The 20,226-nt window shown below is 58.9% G+C and carries 15 protein-coding genes; 11 read left to right on the forward strand and 4 right to left on the reverse strand.

The annotated features are described in order from the left end of the window. The first annotated feature begins 145 nt into the window (after positions 1 to 145). From RAZWK3B_RS17470 to tnpC, 4 genes are all read left to right on the forward strand, one after another. Positions 146 to 1,054 (forward strand): sensor histidine kinase, encoded by a 909-nt coding sequence (locus RAZWK3B_RS17470; protein ID WP_232279559.1) that lies wholly within the window; start codon positions 146 to 148, stop codon positions 1,052 to 1,054. A gap of 92 nt (positions 1,055 to 1,146) precedes the next feature. Next, positions 1,147 to 1,578 carry an IS66-like element accessory protein TnpA gene (gene tnpA / locus RAZWK3B_RS17475; RefSeq protein WP_007811945.1) on the forward strand — a complete coding sequence of 144 codons (432 nt, stop codon included), beginning with the start codon at positions 1,147 to 1,149 and terminating at the stop codon, positions 1,576 to 1,578. Beyond that, positions 1,575 to 1,928, forward strand: a complete 354-nt coding sequence (gene tnpB / locus RAZWK3B_RS17480) for an IS66 family insertion sequence element accessory protein TnpB (protein WP_007812645.1) — start codon at positions 1,575 to 1,577, stop codon at positions 1,926 to 1,928. Before tnpA ends, tnpB begins: the two co-directional genes overlap by 4 nt. Before the next feature lie 54 nt (positions 1,929 to 1,982). Next, positions 1,983 to 3,542, forward strand: coding sequence for an IS66 family transposase (gene tnpC / locus RAZWK3B_RS17485; RefSeq protein WP_007813144.1), 1,560 nt, complete (start codon positions 1,983 to 1,985; stop codon positions 3,540 to 3,542). A 66-nt stretch (positions 3,543 to 3,608) separates the two neighbouring features. Here the strand turns inward: tnpC and RAZWK3B_RS17490 are convergent, their stop codons facing one another. From RAZWK3B_RS17490 to RAZWK3B_RS17510, 4 genes are all read right to left on the reverse strand, one after another. Next, positions 3,609 to 5,927 carry a vanadium-dependent haloperoxidase gene (locus RAZWK3B_RS17490; RefSeq protein ID WP_007817497.1) on the reverse strand — a complete coding sequence of 773 codons (2,319 nt, stop codon included), beginning with the start codon at positions 5,925 to 5,927 and terminating at the stop codon, positions 3,609 to 3,611. A gap of 560 nt (positions 5,928 to 6,487) precedes the next feature. Then, positions 6,488 to 7,816, reverse strand: a complete 1,329-nt coding sequence (locus RAZWK3B_RS17500; RefSeq protein WP_007817499.1) for an HlyD family type I secretion periplasmic adaptor subunit — start codon at positions 7,814 to 7,816, stop codon at positions 6,488 to 6,490. 14 nt (positions 7,817 to 7,830) lie between these two features. Further along, entirely contained in the window at positions 7,831 to 9,825 is a 1,995-nt protein-coding gene (locus RAZWK3B_RS21870) for a calcium-binding protein (RefSeq protein ID WP_007817500.1), read from the reverse strand. Next, the gene (locus RAZWK3B_RS17510) at positions 9,822 to 11,594 is read right to left on the reverse strand and encodes a type I secretion system permease/ATPase (RefSeq protein WP_050774273.1); all 1,773 of its coding nucleotides are present in this window, start codon (positions 11,592 to 11,594) and stop codon (positions 9,822 to 9,824) included. Before RAZWK3B_RS17510 ends, RAZWK3B_RS21870 begins: the two co-directional genes overlap by 4 nt. 267 nt (positions 11,595 to 11,861) lie before the next feature. Between RAZWK3B_RS17510 and RAZWK3B_RS17515 the strand changes: the two genes are divergently transcribed. From RAZWK3B_RS17515 to RAZWK3B_RS17545, 7 genes are all read left to right on the forward strand, one after another. Beyond that, on the forward strand, positions 11,862 to 13,721 hold the full coding sequence (locus RAZWK3B_RS17515) for an ATP-binding protein (protein WP_007817504.1): 1,860 nt from the start codon (positions 11,862 to 11,864) through the stop codon (positions 13,719 to 13,721). A 37-nt stretch (positions 13,722 to 13,758) separates the two neighbouring features. Further along, the gene (locus RAZWK3B_RS17520) at positions 13,759 to 14,151 is read left to right on the forward strand and encodes a response regulator (protein ID WP_007817506.1); all 393 of its coding nucleotides are present in this window, start codon (positions 13,759 to 13,761) and stop codon (positions 14,149 to 14,151) included. 430 nt (positions 14,152 to 14,581) lie between these two features. Then, entirely contained in the window at positions 14,582 to 15,226 is a 645-nt protein-coding gene (locus tag RAZWK3B_RS17525; protein WP_198133305.1) for a hypothetical protein, read from the forward strand. 200 nt (positions 15,227 to 15,426) lie between these two features. Then, positions 15,427 to 15,645 carry a helix-turn-helix domain-containing protein gene (locus RAZWK3B_RS17530; protein WP_007817510.1) on the forward strand — a complete coding sequence of 73 codons (219 nt, stop codon included), beginning with the start codon at positions 15,427 to 15,429 and terminating at the stop codon, positions 15,643 to 15,645. Positions 15,646 to 15,804: 159 nt separating this feature from the next. Next, positions 15,805 to 17,499: a tyrosine-type recombinase/integrase gene (locus RAZWK3B_RS17535; RefSeq protein ID WP_007817512.1), complete on the forward strand. Its 1,695-nt coding sequence runs from the start codon at positions 15,805 to 15,807 to the stop codon at positions 17,497 to 17,499. After that, positions 17,499 to 18,548 carry a tyrosine-type recombinase/integrase gene (locus RAZWK3B_RS17540; RefSeq protein ID WP_007817514.1) on the forward strand — a complete coding sequence of 350 codons (1,050 nt, stop codon included), beginning with the start codon at positions 17,499 to 17,501 and terminating at the stop codon, positions 18,546 to 18,548. Before RAZWK3B_RS17535 ends, RAZWK3B_RS17540 begins: the two co-directional genes overlap by 1 nt. Then, positions 18,539 to 20,179, forward strand: coding sequence for a recombinase family protein (locus tag RAZWK3B_RS17545; RefSeq protein WP_007817517.1), 1,641 nt, complete (start codon positions 18,539 to 18,541; stop codon positions 20,177 to 20,179). Before RAZWK3B_RS17540 ends, RAZWK3B_RS17545 begins: the two co-directional genes overlap by 10 nt. Positions 20,180 to 20,226: the final 47 nt, after the last annotated feature.

The following is a 20,226-nucleotide window of genomic DNA, read 5'->3' on the forward strand; positions in this document are numbered from 1 at the left end:
GGAACATGGTAGCGATTATGAAGCCGTAGAACCGCGCTCCATATGCGCCTCAAGAACCGGGGCGATGCCCATGAACGCAAATTCTCGGGATCATCTCCACGGTCATCGCGACAGCACAAAGCACGCTCCCCGCAGGGCAAAACGCTTGGCCAACCGGTCCTGTCCCTTCCGAACATCCAGACTGACCATGTCTCGTGATATTTCGCTCAGCAAAGTCTTTGTTGTTTTGGTCACGCTCGTTGGGGCCGAGCTATGCATCATGCTGGGTCTGGCCAAACTCGAGCAGCGGATGCCTTGGCTAACACAGGCCATATGGAGCCAGGCGATCCTGGATGCGGTGCTGTTGTTCTGCATCATGGCGCCTGTGTTCTACTGGCTGCTGATCCGGCCTTTGCAACGGTCAAACACGATCAAGCTGCGGTTTCTGGATATGGTGAGCGACGATCTAAGAAATCCATTGAACGCCTTGCAGGGCATCGCCATGGCATCGCGCGAGGACCCATCTCTTGCCGCAGGGCTGGAGGAGGCGCGCCAGGAAGCGCTGAAATGGATGCAATTACGCGTCGAACGCGTGGTCGCCTTCAGCGCCCTTGAAGCCAAGGCTTCGCTTCCGACAGGCTTGCCGACAGATCTGCAGGGCTTGGCAACAGAGCTGCAAAAGCGGTTCGAATTCATGTTCACGAACACCGGCAACACGCTGGATATTCATTGCGAGGGGCCGAATTTGCCCATCGGCCCTGCACAAAGCGAGATCCTCATGCAATTGATGTTCTCCATGCTCGAAATCGCCCGTATGTCCGCAGGCGATGCCGCGACCAACATCACCATTCAAACATCCCACGAAGACGCAGGAAAAATCCATATCAGCGCCGTGCACCAAGGAAAGACAGCACCGTGCAACACGGACACCGGCGTTATCATTGGGCCATTCGAACGCATCAGGCTGGCCCGTGACATCCTTGAGCATATGGCGTCGCGCGCTGGCTGCGACTACCAGGCCAAAAGCGACTGTTCGCAAAGCCTGCTCATGAGGATCAAGCCATCAGACCTTTAGATCCACTGTAAGCGGTCGCTGGCCCTCACCTTTTACCCGCTTGTCTGACCTGCGATGCCATGTCCGATGGAGATCGGTGCAGGAGTTTCGCGATGGCGACTACGTTGGAGTTTCTCCGGGATTACGGGGTGGACATAAGGACCAACGGACAGCGACGCTGGCCGGATGAGATAAAGGCTCGGATCGTTGCTGAGAGTTTGCAGCCAGGTGTGAGCGTGAATGCAGTTGCGGCGCGGTATGGTCTTCGGGCGAACCATTTATCGGAATGGCGTAGTCGGGCACGTGATGGCCGGTTGGTTTTGCCTGTGGTTGAAGATGACAGCTTCTGTTTTGCACCGATCGTCGTGTCGGATGGTGGCGGCGGTGCGGATGTGCCGGCTGTCGCCGGGCAGCCCACAAAGCCTGACGGGTTGTCCTGTAAACCCATCGAGATTGCGATAGGTCGTGTGACAATCCGGGTCGATGGCACCACCAGTTCTGACCGGATTGCCGAGATCGTGCGGGCAATCGGGGCGCGGCCATGATGTTCCCGTCAAACCGCGTGCGGGTTCTGGTCTCGACGCAGCCAGTGGACTTCAGGAAAGGTCATGATGGTCTGGCGGCAATCGTGTCATCTGTGCTGCGCAAGGATCCGTTCACCGGCACGGTGTTTGTGTTCCGATCGCGCCGTGCCGATCGGCTGAAGCTTCTTTACTGGGACGGCACCGGTCTGGTGATGGCTTACAAGCGACTGGAGGAGGCAACCTTCACCTGGCCTGCGATCAAGGACGGGGTGATGGCGTTGAACCATGCCCAGTTCGAGGCGCTGTTTGCCGGGCTGGACTGGCGTAAGGTTAAAGCCTTAGAGGCGCGCCCCCCTGCTGCGGCAGAGTGAATCAACCATATGTTTTTGCGTGATTTTACTGGGGCATCTGGGTAGCTATGGCCTATGCAAACTGCCCCGCAACTTGATCTTTCCGCTATCCCGGCTGCGCAACGCGCGGCGGTTCTGGCGTTGATGGAAAAGGTAGCGGCGCTCACAGAAATAACCCAACGGCAAGAGCACCTGATCGCCGAGTTGAACCATGCCCTGCATGGGAAGCGGTCGGAAAAGCTGACCGAGGATGAGCGACAGCTGGCGTTCGAGGATCTGTCCATCGCACTGGCAGAGGTCGAGGTGCAGAAGGAACATCTGGCTGACAGGTCAGGTGACAAGACGACAACCAAGCCTGCGCCGAAGCGCACCATCGGCAATCTGCCGACAGCATTGCCCCGCATCGAAGAGGTCATCGAACCCGAGAGCCTGATTTGCCCTTGTGGCTGTGGCGTCATGCACAAGATCGGTGAAGACCGCAGCGAGCGGCTTGATATCGTGCCAGCGCAGTTGCGCGTCATCGTCACCGTGCGCCCGAAATACGCCTGCCGGACCTGCACCGACGGCGTGACCCAAGCCCCCGCACCATCGCATCTGATCATGGGCGGCCTGCCGACCGAGGCGACCATCGCCCATGTGCTGGTCAGCAAATATGCCGACCACCTGCCACTATACCGCCAAAGCCAGATTCTGGCGCGGGCGGGTCTTGATCTGCACCGCGCTGTGCTGGCCGATTGGGTGGGTAAGGCGGCGTTCCATCTCAAGCCCGTCGTCGACCGGCTGACCGACCATCTGAAGCGATCCAGCAAGCTGTTCATGGATGAAACCACGGCCCCGGTGCTGGACCCAGGGCGCGGCAAAACCAAAACCGGGTATCTCTGGGCACTGGCCCGCGATGACCGACCATGGGGCGGTGAGGACCCGCCAGGCGTGGTCTACTTCTATGCCCCCGGGCGCGCGGGCCAGAATGCCGAAACATTCCTGACAGGCTTTGATGGCATCCTTCAGATCGACGGATACCAGGGCTACAACCGGCTGACCAAGCCTACCCGCAAGGGCGGCAATCCCATTCGCGTGGCCCATTGCTGGGCCCATGCCCGGCGCAAACTGAACGAAGTCTTTGACCGCGATAGATCAGAGATCGCCGCCGAAGGCCTGCGCCGCATCGCCGGGATCTATGCCGTAGAAGCTGACATTCGTGGCATCTCCCCCGGCCAGCGATTGTCTGCCCGCCAGACCCACAGCGCTCCACTGGTCGCGGCCTTCGGTGATTGGCTGCAGGCTGAGCGACGCAAGGTCTCTGCCAAATCCCGCTTGGGCGAAAAGCTGACTTACATCCACAATCACTGGGACGGGCTGCAGACCTTCTTGGCTGATGGTCGCGTCGAGATCGACAACAACCGCGTCGAAAACATGATCCGACCGATCGCTTTGAACCGCAAGAACTCACTCTTCGCGGGTCACGACGAGGGCGGCATCGCTTGGGGCCGCATTGCCTCGCTCATCGAAACCTGCAAAATCAACGGCGTCGAGCCCTTCGCCTATCTCAAGGCAACCCTCACAGCGATCGCCAATGGCCACCCGCAAAACCATATCGAAGACTTGCTACCGTGGAACTTCAAGCCGTCAAGCTAAGCCGTCAGTGTTGTCCAGCGAACGCTTACGATCCACTTGGGGCCACGGCACAACGATGCGCCACACTCAAGCGATGAAAAACTCATCAAAGAACGGCTGTTGTTCTGGCTGTGCCGTGCCATTGGCAAAGTCTACCGCAAGTGCGTAGGCATCCGCGCCGATGGTGGCGCCGGCGCTGAGCCCATCAACGTTACCGTCGCTAAAGTGAATCCCGCCATAGATCCGCGACGCACCACCATCGATGGCTGCCTCGGAAAACGTATCCCATTGAAACTGGTAAACATCGCCCGGCAGGGCTACATCAAAGGCGCTGGTCTGAGGAGGCACGGTGATATGTGCATCCAGATTGTCCGACCCGGTGAACGCCTGAAGCACGGCCGCACCAGCCGCCGAAAACGTACTGTGTCCCGAGGTATATTCTGCGAAGGGGGGAGACTGTTCACCGCCAGGCAGCTGGTAGGTGATGAAGTTCTCGGCCAGGATCGTGCGGGTGCCAAGGCTAGTGCCGGTGTCGGGGTCGATGCCGCCGAACGCCTGGATCACATATCCGGTCTCCCTGGTCAGCTCGTCCACGCCAGGCTCGCCGATCAGCCCCAGCTGCCCCAAGTCACGGATGACTGTGACAGGTCGCGCATAGTCGAAATGCACCTTGGCATCCCATGTCGCAATTGCAGCATCAAACATGGCATTGCCCATTGTCATGAACAAAAGCGCGTCAGTTGCTGCGTCATGCCCATCACGCTGAGAGACATATTGCGTTAGCGTCATCCAAGCGCCAGGGGGGAAGCTGGTGCCAGGCCCATCTTCCCAGAATTCAGCGACCATCTTCTGATCCTCGGTCAGCGTCGCACTGGTCTGAACTATGGCTTCAGCCTGAGCGATGAAGGCCGGGCTGATGACCGGACCGATCAGGGACTTGTCCACAGATATCGTAGTACCGGCCTCCACCGCTACGCCATTTATCTCTGCCGGAGCCGCAAGCGTGATGGTCCTGGCATGGAAATCAAGCACCGTATCCACATGCTCCGGCGTAAAAAACGGCTCAGGGCCGTCCGGACGGGTCAGCGCCGTGTCAGTATCACCGGTGGGCGTTTCAGGCAGCGCGAACCCTTCAGCCAGGCTAAGCTCAGGGGTCAGGAAGGTCTGCAGCGCCTCTGGTGTAGGCGACAAAATACCCTGTTTTTCGGGTGTCCAGCGCGCGATGTCCTTACGGGTTTCTGGTGCGGGATCAGAATTGACAGGCGTATAGAGCCCGTCAGACTGCGCGGCAAGCTGTGCCGCTTCCGCCTGACGCGGGGTCAGACCATCCTGGGCTGCATCAATCCCCACCTCGTAAGCCCGCGAGTCATCAGAGACATCTAGCCCAAGACGCTGTGACAGCACCTGATCGAATTTCTCCTGATATTTCGGGTAAAGGTCCGACAGCACATGGTGGGCCGCGACATGCATGGCGGTCTCGATCTCGGCGCTGGAAGCATCAGAAAGGCTGGCGATATCGAGGTTGTCACCTTCCAGGTCGATCGATACGCGTTGCGCGACCGAGTCATAACTGGCCTGCGCATCATAGATGGCGGTATGCATGATTGAGAGGGACCGCGCCGCGTTGGTCGGTCCCCCGCCGCTTTCGACAATAATGGATTGCAGGATCTGGTCCCAGATCACGCTTGGAGTCGCATCTGGAGTATTGACCATCATCAGACGTGGACCACCTTCGGCCAAAAGGTCGGGGCCAGGCTGTTCAAGTTGTGCCAAGATATCGGCGGTCCGGAAGGTTTCCGCACCGGCAATGAAGCTGTCGAATTCCGCAAGCGACTCCACCTCACCATCAAATCGGTTGCGCACCGCCAGCGCTCCATCCTGCAGCAGAAAATCGAAAACATGCAGGGGGCCGGACAGTGTCGCGACCCGACCAGGTTCGGGGCTGCTTTCACCCTGATCCACCGGATCTTTTTCAGAATCGAAAGACAAGAATTCGAAGCTCTCCACATCCTCGAATTCCCATTCGAAATCGCCCTCACGTGCTTCGATTTCAAGCTCGCCATCTTCATACTCGAAGTCGTAGTCCTCGCGACGGCCTTCAAGCGTGATCACACGTGTCTCACCATCTTGGGTGAAACTGACATGCAGGGGGCCGGACAGTGTCGCGACCCGACCAGGTTCGGGGCTGCTTTCACCCTGATCCACCGGATCTTTTTCAGAATCGAAAGACAAGAATTCGAAGCTCTCCACATCCTCGAATTCCCATTCGAAATCGCCCTCACGTGCTTCGATTTCAAGCTCGCCATCTTCATACTCGAAGTCGTAGTCCTCGCGACGACCTTCAAGCGTGATCACACGTGTCTCACCATCTTGGGTGAAACTGATCTGAAACCTGTCGTCCGACATGCTGTCCCTCTCGATATCCCTGTCTCGTTTTTTACAGCCCATAGCCGGAGCCCTCTTGTCGCGTTTCTCATTGCAGCCATTTGTCCGGCACGCACAGCTTAGCTATAAACATTGCGAGACAGTTTTCCTGTCAAAATACTGATCAAACGTCACGCGGACCTGGTGGTGGCGTCGCATAAGTCGGCATAGCATCGAAACGTGGCGCTAGGCACTCTTGGTCACGCCGCGGTCTGCACAGGTCGCTGAACACCAACATCTGGCTAAGCGTCAGCCCATTATTACCCCGTTTCGCGCAATCCACGAGCTCGCTTCCATCCTCGAGCAATGATGTGGCACAGACCACGATACCTCCGCGCAAGAACGTGTTGGCGAGTCGCTTGGCACTCATGCCAGAGGCAATCCTGGGAGACGGGCAAGAGATGCCATGGACCTGCATGATCCTGCCGTTCAAATTCAGCCTGTCACCTTCAAGCGCCTTCCAAGTCATGTTCTTCTCTTGAGCTGTAGCAGACGAGGCTGCCAGAACCATCAGAGTCGGAATAACAGTGCGCAGCATGGTGTTACCTTTCCTTGAAGGCCCGCGCGAACTGATCGCTGAAGGGCTTGACGAGATAGGAGAGCGCCGTGCGTTCGGCCGTGGTGACATAGACTTCGACCGGCATGCCTGGGCGCAGTTCCTTGCCACCGAGGCGGGCCAGCTGATCGGGCGTCACATCCACCTTGATGGAGTAGAAATCACCCGGCATTTGCGGATCGCTTGTCGCAGCAGCTGCAACATAGGACACGGTCCCTTCAATCTCCGGGGTTTCGTTCTGGTCAAAGGCGACAAAGCGCATCCGGGCGGCATATCCTGTGTCGACCTGTTCGATCGACACCGCCGGAACGCGGGCTGTAAAGACCAGCTCCGCCTCTTCAGGCACAATCGTGGCCAGAATTTCAGCCGGGCTGATGACGCCGCCCACAGAGTTCACGTTCATATCGTTGATCAGCCCCGAGATCGGCGCGCGGATTTCGGTGCGCGACAGGGTGTCTTCGATGACGAAACGCTTTTCGGTGAGTTCCGACAGCTGGGTTTCGATCTCGCGCAATTCGCGTTGCGCATCAGTGCGCAGTGTTTCCTGCATCGAGAGGATTTCCAGCTCGAGCTCGCTGACGCGGCTGCGGGCGCGGCCCAGTGCCGACAGAATTTCCCCGTGTTCGCCACGCAGGCGGACATTTTCACGCTCAATAGAGAAGGCAACGTTGCGTACCGTGAGCTGACGCTCGGACAAATCTTCAACACGCGCACTCTCAGCTTTAACCAGCAGGATTTCATCCTGTTTGGCGTCAAGGCGGGCTTCGAGGCCATCGATTTCGGTGCGGACCTGCTCGATCCCCAGATCAATCTGTTCCTTGCGGCTGATGAACGACGACAGGTTGCCCTCAAAAATACGATGCTCACCCACATAGATGGCCTGCAGCGCAGCAGGGGACACGATCAATTCATCAAGACCTGATGGGACCGAAAACTCCTTTCGCAGATCGCGCTGTGCCTCCAGCCGACTTTTGCGAATAGCAAGTTCAGCGATTTTCCCATGAAGGATCGCACGCTCGGTTCTGGCCGAAGTGTCGTCGAGGCTAAGCAGAATATCGCCCTGCTGGACAAAGTCGCCGGCACTAACCGGAATGTCTTTGACGATACCGCCATCACGGTGCTGGACCACGCGCAGGTCGCGATCGACGGAAACCTCGCCACTGACAACGACCGCGCTGACCAGATTGGAATTCGCAGCCCAGCCGAACACGGCGGCGACCAGAAGCCCGGCCATGAAAATACCCGTGATGACACGACCGCGAATGGAATAAATCGCGTCCTGTGCAGCGTTCGGGTCTGTTATCTTGCGTGACATGGTCGTTCTCCTACTCACGATGTGAAGTCGTCTGATTGCTTGTTGCCCAGGTCACTTGTGACCCAGAGTTCGATTTCGGTGTCGCCCGTCTCCTGTTCGAGACGCAGATCAATCCGGCGGACCATCAGTTCATCCTGATCATCTTGGCGGAAACCAGGGCGCCCGTGCTCCTCAGCTGCAGCTTCCGGATCAAAGGACGTGATGCGCGCCTCAAAATCAGAGCCGTCGTTCTTGATGTCCCGCTTGCCATCCACCTGTTGCAGGTCGGACAGAGAAAGACGGATATCGTCAGCAAAAACCAACGTATCGTCGTGACCAAAGTTGCGGATCTGGAACACGGTTTCAGACACGCGGCTGCCTCCAGGCGTAAAGAACCCGGACAGATCGAAAACTTCTGTCCCGTCACCCGCTGTGAAAATCTCAATACCATCGAAGGTATCGGTGGGGCTGTCAGACCGGGTCACCTTGCCAGCAGCCATATCCACATGTGCTGTCCGAGCGCCAGCCGTCAGGACAAGTATGTCGTCACCCGTACCCCCATGAACCTGATCGGCCTCCAGATCATCAGCAAGGTAAATCGTGTCATTGCCTGCATCACCAAACAGCAGGTCCGCGCCGGTGCCGTCCCACAGAATGTCATCGCCCGCGCCGCCAGTGAGGATGTCATCGCCGACACCGCCATCGAGCGTGTCGTTACCCTGCTCGCCGGCAAGACGGTCGTTGCCGCTGCCGCCGGTCAGGATGTCGTCGCCTGCCGCTCCGATCAGCAGATCATCGCCCGCGCCACCCAGAACAGTGTCGGCCCCGTCGCCCGCATGGATGAGATCGTCGGCATCGGTGCCCGACAAGTCGTCGTCAGTGGACAGGCCGAAGGTGATGTCACGGGCGGCCTGCATCGGATCTTCAAAGCAGTCCGCGTCAGTGCCCGCAATTAGATCGCAGCTGTGATCGGCATCGCACTCATCGACGTTGGCACCGTCGCAGGATGTCTCCTCTGTGTTGGAGCTCTCTGAGTGATCGTCTCTGTCATCGCAATCTGTGGCGTCGTGGCAGTACGCATCGGCGTCTTTTTCAAGTTCCTCTTCTCCCTCGTCCTCTTCTCCCTCGAGTTCCTCTTCTTCCTCGTCCTCTTCTTCCTCTTCCTCTTCTTCCTCTTCCTCTTCTTCCTTGTCCTCTTCTTCCTCTTCCTTGTTCTCCCCTTCTTCTTCGAGCTGTTCGTCCTCTTCTTCGTCTTCCCCTTCTTCGTCTTCCCCTTCTTCGTCTTCCCCTTCTTCGTCTTCCCCTTCTTCGTCCTCTTCCTCTTCATCGATTACAGGGCCTTCAGCGGGCCCATCGCCTTCATCAACCGCCCCAGGCAGATCATCATCTTTCTCATTCTCGATTTCGTCTTCATCCTCGTCTTCGGGATCAGGATCCGCGGACGGCGGTGTTCCGTCGCCACCACCGGGGCCTCCACCACCCGTACCGGTACCGGGGCCTCCTCCACCGGACGGCGGGGTGCCGGGATCGGTCCCGGGGCCCGGCTCGAGCCCGGGCTCCGTGCCTGTTGCAAATGCCAAGGGCTGGAAGTTAAGGGGCGCGGGTTGAAGGCCGGACGCATCGAACCGCTCGGGCTGCAAACCCGAATTGGCGGGCGACAGCACCGAAGAGGGAGAGGATTGCGGCGACGTCAGGGTCGCCCCATTTTCATCGTCGCGCGCGGAGGCCTGGAACAGCGCGGCGTTGCCGTAGGACATGCGACCGCTGTTGTCTGCCGACGAATTGTCCGTCTCGCAGATGGGCGCGGCACCGTCGTCACCCGCGATGGGTGCGTCAGGGGCGGCTTGCGCTGCAACCTCGGAGCCGCCGAGCAGGGTCTTGATATAGGCGACCAGACCGAACAGGGCCATCATCGCCATACCGATCTTGCGCTTGGGGATGGCTGTCACCGTCTGGCGCAAGCCGTCCATCGCGGCCAGACGCTCCTTGCCGGGTGTCTGGACCTTCTTGGCTGATTTTACCTCGATCATGTGCCTGTTTCCTCTGGTGCCGAGGCGGCCTGCGTGGCGGCGCCTGCTGCGCGGAGGGGCTTGACGGGCGACACCGGTGCGGCCTTGACGCGCATGATCTCGGATTTGGGGCCAAAGCGGCTGAGGGCACCATCCTGGACGACACCGACCAGATCGACATGCTCGAGCGCGCTTGGGCGATGGGCAACGACGATCACGATACCGCCACGATCACGGATGCTCTGGATGGCATGGCTCACGGCGCGTTCGCCTTCTGCGTCAAGGTTCGAATTCGGCTCGTCCAGCAGGACAACGAACGGATCCCCATAGAGCGCCCGTGCCAGAGCGATGCGCTGACGTTGACCGCCCGACAGGCTGGTGGCGCTGGCGCCCAGTTCCGTTTCGTAGCCGTCGGGCATGGCGAGGATCATTTCATGAACGCCCGCCGCACGCGCCGCCGCGATGACCTTTTCGGGATCAGGATCGGCAAGGCGCGAAATGTTGCGGGCAATCGTGGTGTCGAACAGGGTGTAGTCCTGCGGCAGATAGCCGAAGCTGCGCGAAATCGTGTCTTCGCCCCATTGCACCAGATCGGCGCCATCCAGGCGGACATGGCCGCGCAGCACGGGCCAGACCCCGGCCATCGCCCGCATCAGCGAGGATTTACCGCCACCACTGGGACCGATCAGGCCAAGTGCCTGCCCGGCTTCGAGCTGAATGGTCACATCCGACAGGAGCACACGACCGGATCCGGGGGCCACAACGGTGATCCCTTCGGCCGAGAACGACTGCTTGGGATCGGGCATCTGCAGGGGGCGTGCCTGTTCGGGCAGGGCGGCCATCGTCTGACGGATGGTGGCCATGGCGTTGCGGGCCGCGATCAGGTTCTTCCAGTTGGCGATGGTCGAGTCGATCGGTGCAAGGGCACGGGCCGAGGCCACGGAGGCGGCGATGATCGCGCCAGCGGTCATCTCGCCCATGATGGTGAGATAGGCGCCAAGGCCCAGAACCGCCGATTGCAGCATCATGCGCAGCACCTTGGACAAGGCGCCGACGGTGCGGGTCACGTCGCTGGACCCGGATTGCAGGGTCAGGTGCGCGTCGTTGGCCTGCTGGAACTGGGCCAGAGCCTGCGACGAGAACCCCATCGCCTTGATGACATCGGCGTTGCGGGCATTGGCCTCGGCCACCGAGCTGCGCTGAACGGCGGCGCGGCTGACCTGGGCATTCGCCTTGCGGGTCAAGAGCTCGGTCAGGACGGTCATCAGCGTGAGAACCACGGCCCCGCCGATGGCCAGAGCGCCCAGATACGGATGCAGCACGAACACGAAGGCCAGAAAGATCGGCATCCAGGGCAGATCGAACAGCGACACAAGCGCCGGTCCGCCGAAGAAGTTGCGCAGGGTGTCGACGGTGCGGCCCCTTTCCATCGCTTCGGCAACGGAAAAGCCATAGCGCGGCATGTCGATGCTCATGCGGTGGATATCGGGAGCGACCCGGGCATCGAAGCGCGCGCCGACCCGGTGGAGGATCTGAGAGCGGATGACATCAAGACCGCCCTGGAACATGTAAAGACCAAGCGCCAGCACCGAAATCAGGGCGAGCGTGGGGATGCTGCCACTCATCAGGGCGCGGTCGTAGATCTGCATCATGTAGAACGCGCCGGTCAGTGCCAGGATGTTGATGATCCCGGACAAGCCGAAGATATACAGGAACACCGGCCGTAGCCCCGCTGTCAGGCGGGCAAGGCGTGCATCCTTATCAGACTGTCTTGAAGAGGATCGGGCCATGTCATGTGCTCCTTTGGGTCAAACGTGTCCCAAGGCTTATGACGCAAAGCCGCAGATCGGCACTCCACGCTATGTCGGACCAAGAGTCAGACCTTCGTCCGAGGCGGGGCCCAGACCATGGACGCCACATCACCCGGCATCCGGAAGACTGGACGGCGTCGTACGCAAATGGCATATCAGACTTAAATCTTATGCCGTATCAGGCCAACGGGACTGGTGGGATAAACCCTCGGGTGCATAACCGATGAACAAACCTCAGGAGGTGTCGTGAGCGCGCACGCAAATACACCCGAGCACACGCTGCCAGAGCTGTCTGGCAGCGCGGCAAAGCAGACCCGTATAAAGGGATGGGTCTGGCCCCTGCAGCAGCAGATCGCCCTGATGGTTCTGGCCGCGATCCTGGTGTTCGCGTTGGTGATCCAGCTGTGGAACTATCGCACGTTCATGAACACCGAGATCGAGCGAACGCAGGAAAAGCATCTTGTGATCGCACAGAACGTGTCGTTGTCGCTGTCACGCTATGTCACGGATGTGGCGCGCGTGTTTGCCCATGCGGCTATCGAAGTCGGCAACAACAACAGCGAGGCGACGCGGGTTGCCCATATGTCATTGCTGGAATCGCTGAACGTGGAGAGCATGGCCTTGTTGCCAACCTTCGCAGCGGACCAGCCCCCGCCCAATTGGCTGGGCAAGAATTTGCCCCTGCCAGAGCAAACGGTATTGGATGATCTGCGCGCGGGCACGAATGCGACCCTCGGCGGCGTTCAGATTTCAGGTCTGCAACGCATCGGGGACGGCAAACATTTCATTCTCGGCTATGAACTTCCAGATCAGCGACTGGTGATCGGCTATATGAGGACCGACTACATCAAGGCGGTGCAGAGGGCCATCGCCTTTGGTGAGTTCGGGCATTCGGCAATCTTCGACCAGTTCGGACGCGCCATCGCTCATCCCTCGCCAAAGGTCGAGGAAAACATGGTGGATGCTTCCGGCATCTCGGCGGTGCGGCGGATGCTGAACCGCGAGACCGGGGTCGAGATGTTCTTTTCGCCGCCCATGCAAATGGACATGATCGCGGGGATCACCTTTGTGCCCGAGACGGGCTGGCCTGTCATGGTTCCACAGCCGATCTATGAACTTTCCGAAGCGGTGAACGGCAGTCTGTCGAAATCCTATCTTCTGGCGGTGGTGGTGGCCGCCCTTCTGGGCGCTGCGGGCTGGGCCATGTCACGCCGCCTTGCGCGACCGGTTCGGCATTTCACCGAGATCAGCAGCAAGATAAGCGACGGGGATTACACCATCACCCTGCCCGACGAAGAACGCTCATCGACCGAGATGTGGCAACTCAACGAGGCCCTCAAGACGATGATCCGTCACGTGCGCAGCTCGGACAAAAAGCTGCGCGAGGCGCTCAGGCTGGAAGAGGAGGAGAACAAGCGCAAGAGCGACTTTCTTGTGATCGCCGGCCATGAGCTGCGCACACCGCTGAGCGGCGTGGTGGGCATGTTGACGATCTGCCGCGAGCAAACGGACGATGCGGACCGCGACCGATATCTGGATGTGGCGTGGTCGTCGGCAAAAGAGTTGAACGCGCTGGTCGATCACATGGTGGATTTCGCCGAGGGCACAACCGGGTCGATCCGGCTTGACCCGGTGACGTTCGATATCGAGGCGCGGATCCGCGAGATCGAGGCGCTTTACGGAAACCTTGCCCAAACTGCAGGGCTGGAGTTCCGACGCGCCGGGCTTGGCGATGGCAGCACGCAGATCGTATCGGACCCCGCGCGCATATCGCAGATGATTTCGAAGGTCTTGGAGAACGCGATCAAGTTCACAAAAGAAGGCAGCATCACGCTGCATTCAGAAATTTTACAGCAGGATGATCGCAAATGGCTTAAGGTGAAGATCAGCGATACCGGGATCGGGATCGATGAGACGCAGCTGGAGCGAATTTTCATGCCGTTCGAACAGGTTGAATCATCCTTTACGAGATCGTATCGCGGAATGGGCATTGGACTGTCCGTTGCGCAGGCCATTGCGACTAAATTCGGAGGCCACATCACCTGCGCAAGCAAAGTTCACGAAGGAACGCGGTTTGAGATATGGACACCCATCGAGCTGGCATAATCCTCTGGGTGAGACGCCTGGAAGGCGTCTGGCGCCCGTGAGCGATCGGCGAAATATCCTTGTTGTCGATGACGACGAGATCAACCGTATGGTTGTTCGTGTTCTGATGGAGCGCCGGAACTACCGCGTGGTCGAGGCCGCAAGCGGGCCTGAGGCTCTGGATCTGGTCAAGGATGAAGCTTTCGACGTTGTCCTGATGGACCTGAGCATGCCGGGCATGGATGGTCTTGAGACGACGCGCCACATCCGCAGCGATGCCGCAGGCAGCCAATTGCCTGTGGTGGCACTAACCGCGCATACCAGCCACAAGGAACAGCAGATGTGTCTGGAGGCCGGTATGAACGCCGTGTTGCGCAAGCCGTTCGATTCCGAGCAGGTGGACAGGCTTCTGGGGCTGCTGGACCATAGCGCCAAAGGGCCGGACGCCTGAGGCAACGCCCCGTCAAAAAGAATGACAGAGCGGCGCGATGACATCGAAGGGGAATGATCCGTAGGCGGATTGAAAATAACCGCGAAGGCTTTCTGAGCCCCTAAGAGTTATCGAGGTTGGCCCAGGCTCTTGAGGTCCACTATGTCTCGCGCCGCCATTTCATTCACGGCGGCGCGAGACGAGATTTTAGGACCAACAGGGCCCAATTTCTTGGAGGGGCAGCAATCCCCTTGCCGACAGGCCTTCAGTATTAATCTGCCGCCGCCCGCCATTTGATGAAGGGTTAGGTCGTGACGGACGTCTTGGCCAGCGCAGAGTACAATGCGCCGCCCAGGCAGTCCCTGATTTGCGATCTTGGGGACGCGGCCAAGGTTCCCTTGCCCTGCCAGCCCCGTTAAACTTTGCTTATTTCCCTATGAAAGGCGGCCCCTTGAACTCCGATGAACCTCCCTCAAAGAAAAGCGAACGGCCGAGCCATTTGGAAGACCCCGTCGAGCTTATCTACATGCATTTCGACGGAATCAAGCAAACGCTACCGTTCCGTCTGGCCGACTATGGCGATAACGGTGCGTTGAGCGAGGACCACATTGAGATTCTCGCACAGAGTTTTCAATTGGACACAAACCTCACTCGGTATCTCTCCGTTCTTTTGGGTTACTCGTTGGACATAGATTCAGAAGTCAATCTCGTCCGAATAAGGCGAGATGATGGCGGCACAAAACGTCACAGCCAAGAAAATCGCTTCAGAAAGCTCTATTTTGAAGAAGACGGTACATCAGTCCCGGTGCGTCCTCTCGATAAGCGGAATGTACAGGATGAGCGGCGTCTGAAAGTGATTGAGACCTGCTGCTACATTTGGCTGGACGCCGGTCGGCCTCTCACGATCACAACGCGCCCGGATAAACCCAGCTCCGAGCAGCGTGAAGGCGAGCTTATCAATTTTATACAAGACGTTGTCAGTATGATTACGACGCCGAAGTGTAAAATGAGTGGTGAGACACTACGGCGAGACATAGAACGCGTACGCAGGCGTTTTCGACGGCGCGGCGAACTTGACCCGGTTGATCAGTCCTAAACTGAACAATCAATACACTTGGTAATGCTGGGCGTTTTCACGCGACGGTCAGAGCATGACCTGCGAGCCCGAACACCCAAGCCATTCGACGGCCGAACAGCACGTCACTGACGCCACATTGGCGTTGGCGCGCCTGTTCGCACGGGCGGTCGCGGCAGAGACCAAAGAGCTCGCACCCCACCCCGCTGAGGAGCGTGCCAATGACCAAGACACCAAATAAAGCAATCCCGCACCATGCGCAGCCGTTGATGACGGTGAAGGAAGTCGCGCGAGCGGACAACGTGTCCGAGAAGACCGTGCCCCGTGCAATCAGCGCAGGCCTGCTTGAGGTGATCCGAGTTGGCCCCGGCGGCCGTCTGATCCGCATCACTCATGCTGCACATATCGCTTACCGCATGGCCCAGGCAAGCGGCCACTAGTGTCCACAAATGTCTCTTGGATTCAGTGTCTTGGCAGTCCGTCGGGAAGACCCATCCGGCAAAACCGCGTTTGTTTATCGTATAGAGTATTCCCGACCAGCCCCCTGTGTCCCCACCTGTCCACCCGCGTCCCAAACTGACCAGAAAACGAGGCTCCCGATGACAAAGAACAGCGCAATTCCCCTCGACGGCATCTTCGTTGCCCCCTCCACACCCAGCTTTGCCGACCTGATGGACCAGCTCAGCACCAACAAAACGCTCACGGCCTCACGCCGCAAGGATCTCATCTCCGGTTTGCGCCGTGTTGCCGAGGCGCTCGACCGGGCGCCGGCCCAGGTTCCGGCCGATCCGCGGTGGCTGCAGCCGCGGATATCGCGTATAGCCCCTGCTGGCATCGGCGTCAGCAAGAAGACCTGGCAAAATACGGTCAGCAACGCGCGGAACGCGATGGTCGCTTGTGGGATTGTCACAAAGCGCCAACGCCGGCCCGAGGATCTTTCACCGTCCTGGCGCAGTCTCTGGGCCGTGATTCAAGCCTCAAAGGACAAAAGCCTTCTGAGCCCTTTGCCGCGCTTTGTCTTTTTCCTCGACCGCCTCGGGATCGCGCCATCAAACGTGTGCAACGACCATGCACTTTTGTTTCGGGAGGCAGTCGAACTGAATGAGATCAGCAAAAATCCCAAAGCCGCTTACGAAGATGCAGTAATGGGTTGGAACCGGGCCAGAGATCGGTTGTCGGCGTGGCCGCGTCAGCGCCTGGACGTTCCATCTAAATCAAATCGAGTGATGTTGCCTGAGACGGAGTATGCGCCCGACCTTATTAAGGATATCGATAGGTATCTTGAGATGCGTCAATGGCCGGACCTGCTTGCGCCCGGGAGGACGCTCCGCCCGATCGCGGCCTCGTCCGCTACCACCTATCGTTACATGTTACTGCGCTTTGTAAGTCACGTCGTTGGACATGGAGTTGCGCCCCAAGAGATTACTTCGATGGAAGCATTACTGCAGCCTGCTCATGTGGAAGGGGGTCTGCGGCAAATGTTGGAGCGTAACGGTGGCGCGACATGTACGTCGATCGGCGATACCGCAGGGCTTCTTCTGACTATCGCCAAACATCTGGGCTTGCCCGACGAGACAGTGCGCGCCCTCACTACATACAAAGAACGCCTTGCTGTTCACGAACCAGGCGGTATGACGGCCAAGAACCGCGACCGCTTGCGCGTGTTGCGCAACCCTGATGTTCTGCGCCGTCTGCTGCATCTGCCAGAGCAGATCATAGCGCGCCCGCTCGGCCAGCACCGCTATAAAGCGCTGCGGATGCGGGAGGATGCTATCGCCATCGGCATTTTGCTCTACTGTCCCTTGCGAGTTTCGAACTTGTCATCTTTGGAGATCGATCGCCACCTGCAGCGCCCCGGCAAGGGCAAGATGTTTCTTGTGATCCCTGCGAGCGAGGTGAAGAACCATCGCCCAATCGAGTTCGAACTGCCTGCACACCTGGTCTCTATGATCGATGCCCATCTTTCCGACCGTGCGCCAACTCTTTGCGCGCCACGCAACCCCTACCTTTTCCCGGCGACCCGCAAGGATGGGCCTGTTTGGAGAAACACGCTCTCGGAGCGGATCAAGCGACGGGTGCGCGACGAGATCGGGATCGAGATGAATGCACATCTTTTCCGTCACCTTGCGGTGATGATTTACCTCGACGCCAATCCGGGCGGTTACGAGGTCGCCCGCCAGATGCTCGGCCATTCCTCCACAAGCCGAACAATTAGCGTCTACTCCGGCTTGGAGACGATCAGTGCCACGCGCAGTTTCGCATCACTGGTGGACAAGATGCGGGAGGGCATGTGATGGGTATCGCCTTGCCGCTGCAAGACTGGCCTGCCGCCGACCAAGATGCCTTCGTCGCATTGTTCGCAGAAGGCAGTCTGCTTGATGACCGAGGACCACTTGCCCATTGGCGGGCGCCATCCCGCAACCTGATGGAACGCCAATATGGCCGCTGGTTGTGCTGGGTCTCACGGGTAGAGCCTGAAGCGATGGCCCTACCTCCCGTAGAACGTGCCACATATCAGCGGCTGCGCACCTGGCGCAACTCTATGGGCGATTTGGTTCCCGCAACCTTATTCGGGTATTTGGATGCGGTGATCCGTCTATGTCGAGTTACGGCTCCTGATCATGACTGGACCGCGCAGCTCGCCCTACTTGCCGATCTGCATCGCGCTATCAAACGGCATGGCTCCCCGCGCAAAACAGGGCGCACTCTTTCAAGTGATATCTTGTTTGAGGTCGGCGCGACGCTCGTGCAGGATAATATGGGGCAGATCACACATCCTGATCGCGCCGTAAGGCTGCGCGATGGGGCTATAATCTGTATGCTGGCGCTTATGCCTATGCGCCGTCGTGCGTTGTCAGAATTGGCGCTTGGAGCGTCTCTTTGCCTGGAGAAAGATCAGATCAGCATCTACCTCGATGGATCCATGACCAAGAACGGGCAGCCGTGGGAAGCAATCGTTCCAGATACCTTGGGCAAGATTCTGACGATTTACTTACAGACGGCACGCCCTGCGCTTTTGGCTCGCGGGTCAGCCGATACGGATGCTGTCTGGATTGGGCGTAATGGGACACCTCCCGGCATCAACCAATTCACGCGAGCGATCAAAAAGAGAACCAAAAAATTGCTTGGCATAGACATCAGCCCGCACCTGTTCCGCGATGCAGCCGCGACGACTCTGGCACGGACTGACCCAGCCTCGGCTCGTCTTATAAAGCCGATATTGGGGCATGCGACGGAACGCATCGCTGAAGAACATTATATCCGGGCCGACACAATTACAGCAGGGCGCGGTCTGGCGAGCGCTCTAGCCAACCTTAAAAAGGGAGACAGAGGATGCGGATAGCGATTTACGCGCGTTTTTCCTCAACGATGCAGAGTGAGGCATCAATTGAGGATCAGACCCGCCTGTGCGTGGAACATGCCGATCGGCTTGGTGGGTCGGTCGTAGAGATGTTCAGCGACATGGCCTTGTCCGGGGCGTCGATGCACCGGCCGGGGCTGGAAAGCCTGATGAGGCAAGCCGAACAAGGTGCGTTCGACGTTGTCTTAGCAGAGGCACTGGACAGGCTGAGCCGCGACCAGGCGGATATGGCGACCTTGTACAAGCGCCTGAGCTTTTATGGCGTTCGGGTCGTGACGCTGTCTGAAGGCGAGATCAACGAGTTGCATGTCGGCCTCAAGGGCACCATGAACCAACTCTTTCTCAAGGACCTCGCCAACAAAACTCGCCGCGGCCTTCGCGGGCGCGTCGAGGCCGGTCGTTCCGGGGGCGGCAAATCCTATGGCTATGACGTGGTGCGCCGGCTCGGCGAAGACGGGGAGATGGTCACTGGCGAGCGCACCATTAATGATCATGAGGCACAGATCATTCGGAAGATTTTCAGAGAGTTCAGCGAGGGCCATTCCCCCAAGGCGATTGCGCGCAAATTGAACGAAGACCAGGTGCCCGGCCCCCGGGGTCGGATGTGGCGCGATACCGCGATCCGCGGCCACAGAACACGCGGCACGGGGATCCTGAACAATGAGCTTTATATCGGGCGCATGGTCTGGAACCGTCTGCGCTACATCAAGGACCCGTCGACGGGGAAACGGGTGTCACGACAGAACCCGGAGTCCGCATGGGTGATCACGGACGTGCCCGAGCTGCGCATCGTCGATGATGAACTCTGGGCCGCCGTAAAGCACCGCCAAGGCGAGATCGAGAGCAGCCCGCGCGTTAAAAGCATCAAGGAGAGCCGGTTCTGGGAGCGTCGTCGCAAAACGCATCTGCTGACTGGTCTGCTCCAATGCGGCTGTTGCGGGGGAGGTTTCGCTGCCGTGGGACGTGACTATGTCGCATGCTCGACCGCCCGCAAGCTGCAGACATGCGAGCAAAAAAAGTCCTTCAAACGAGGCGACCTCGAAGCTGCGGTCCTCGATCTTCTAAAAGATCGCCTCATGCAGCCTGATGCCGTGGCTGAGTTCGTCACAGCCTTCGCAAAGGAAGCCAACGGACAGCGCGATGCGCAAGAGGCTGACCGGCAGCGCGTACAAAGAGACCGTAACGCACTGGCCGGGAAGATCGACGGCCTTTATGACGCCATAGCGAATGGGCTGCGTACCGATGGTCTGTTGCAGAGATTGAAACAGATGGAGGCGGATCTGAGCGCATTGGATGAACGGCTTCAGACCCCTGCCCCGTCACCCGTCCGTCTACACCCCAAGCTATCTGAGCACTATCGCAGCAAGGTGGGAGCTCTCGCGGAGACCCTGAAAGACCCCGAGATACGCACCGCGGCCCTCGATATTATCAGGAGTTTGATCGAGCAGGTGATCGTCACCGTCAGCGCCGATGGCCAGGTCTCAGTGGAGCTTCACGGCGCCATCACTGCCATGATCGAAGCTGCGCAGCCTGGTGCGTTGTCCGATGTAGATCATTGTTCGGTAAAAGTGGTTGCGGGAGTTGGATTTGAACCAACGACCTTCAGGTTATGAGTGAGGAGGTTTAGAAAGTGACACCAGAGACCACCACACAACATCTG

This window comes from Roseobacter sp. AzwK-3b (assembly GCF_000170875.1).
Classification (GTDB): Bacteria; Pseudomonadota; Alphaproteobacteria; order Rhodobacterales; family Rhodobacteraceae; genus Roseovarius; species Roseovarius litoreus.

Excerpts from the sequence above, each read along its gene's own strand:
- tnpA (WP_007811945.1), top strand. The coding sequence starts at position 1,147 with ATGGCGACTACGTTGGAGTTTCTCCGGGATTACGGGGTGGACATAAGG.
- tnpB (WP_007812645.1), top strand. The coding sequence starts at position 1,575 with ATGATGTTCCCGTCAAACCGCGTGCGGGTTCTGGTCTCGACGCAGCCA.
- tnpC (WP_007813144.1), top strand. The coding sequence starts at position 1,983 with ATGCAAACTGCCCCGCAACTTGATCTTTCCGCTATCCCGGCTGCGCAA.
- RAZWK3B_RS17490 (WP_007817497.1), bottom strand. The coding sequence starts at position 5,927 with ATGTCGGACGACAGGTTTCAGATCAGTTTCACCCAAGATGGTGAGACA.
- RAZWK3B_RS17500 (WP_007817499.1), bottom strand. The coding sequence starts at position 7,816 with ATGTCACGCAAGATAACAGACCCGAACGCTGCACAGGACGCGATTTAT.
- RAZWK3B_RS21870 (WP_007817500.1), bottom strand. The coding sequence starts at position 9,825 with ATGATCGAGGTAAAATCAGCCAAGAAGGTCCAGACACCCGGCAAGGAG.
- RAZWK3B_RS17510 (WP_050774273.1), bottom strand. The coding sequence starts at position 11,594 with ATGGCCCGATCCTCTTCAAGACAGTCTGATAAGGATGCACGCCTTGCC.
- RAZWK3B_RS17530 (WP_007817510.1), top strand. The coding sequence starts at position 15,427 with ATGACCAAGACACCAAATAAAGCAATCCCGCACCATGCGCAGCCGTTG.
- RAZWK3B_RS17535 (WP_007817512.1), top strand. The coding sequence starts at position 15,805 with ATGACAAAGAACAGCGCAATTCCCCTCGACGGCATCTTCGTTGCCCCC.
- RAZWK3B_RS17540 (WP_007817514.1), top strand. The coding sequence starts at position 17,499 with ATGGGTATCGCCTTGCCGCTGCAAGACTGGCCTGCCGCCGACCAAGAT.
- RAZWK3B_RS17545 (WP_007817517.1), top strand. The coding sequence starts at position 18,539 with ATGCGGATAGCGATTTACGCGCGTTTTTCCTCAACGATGCAGAGTGAG.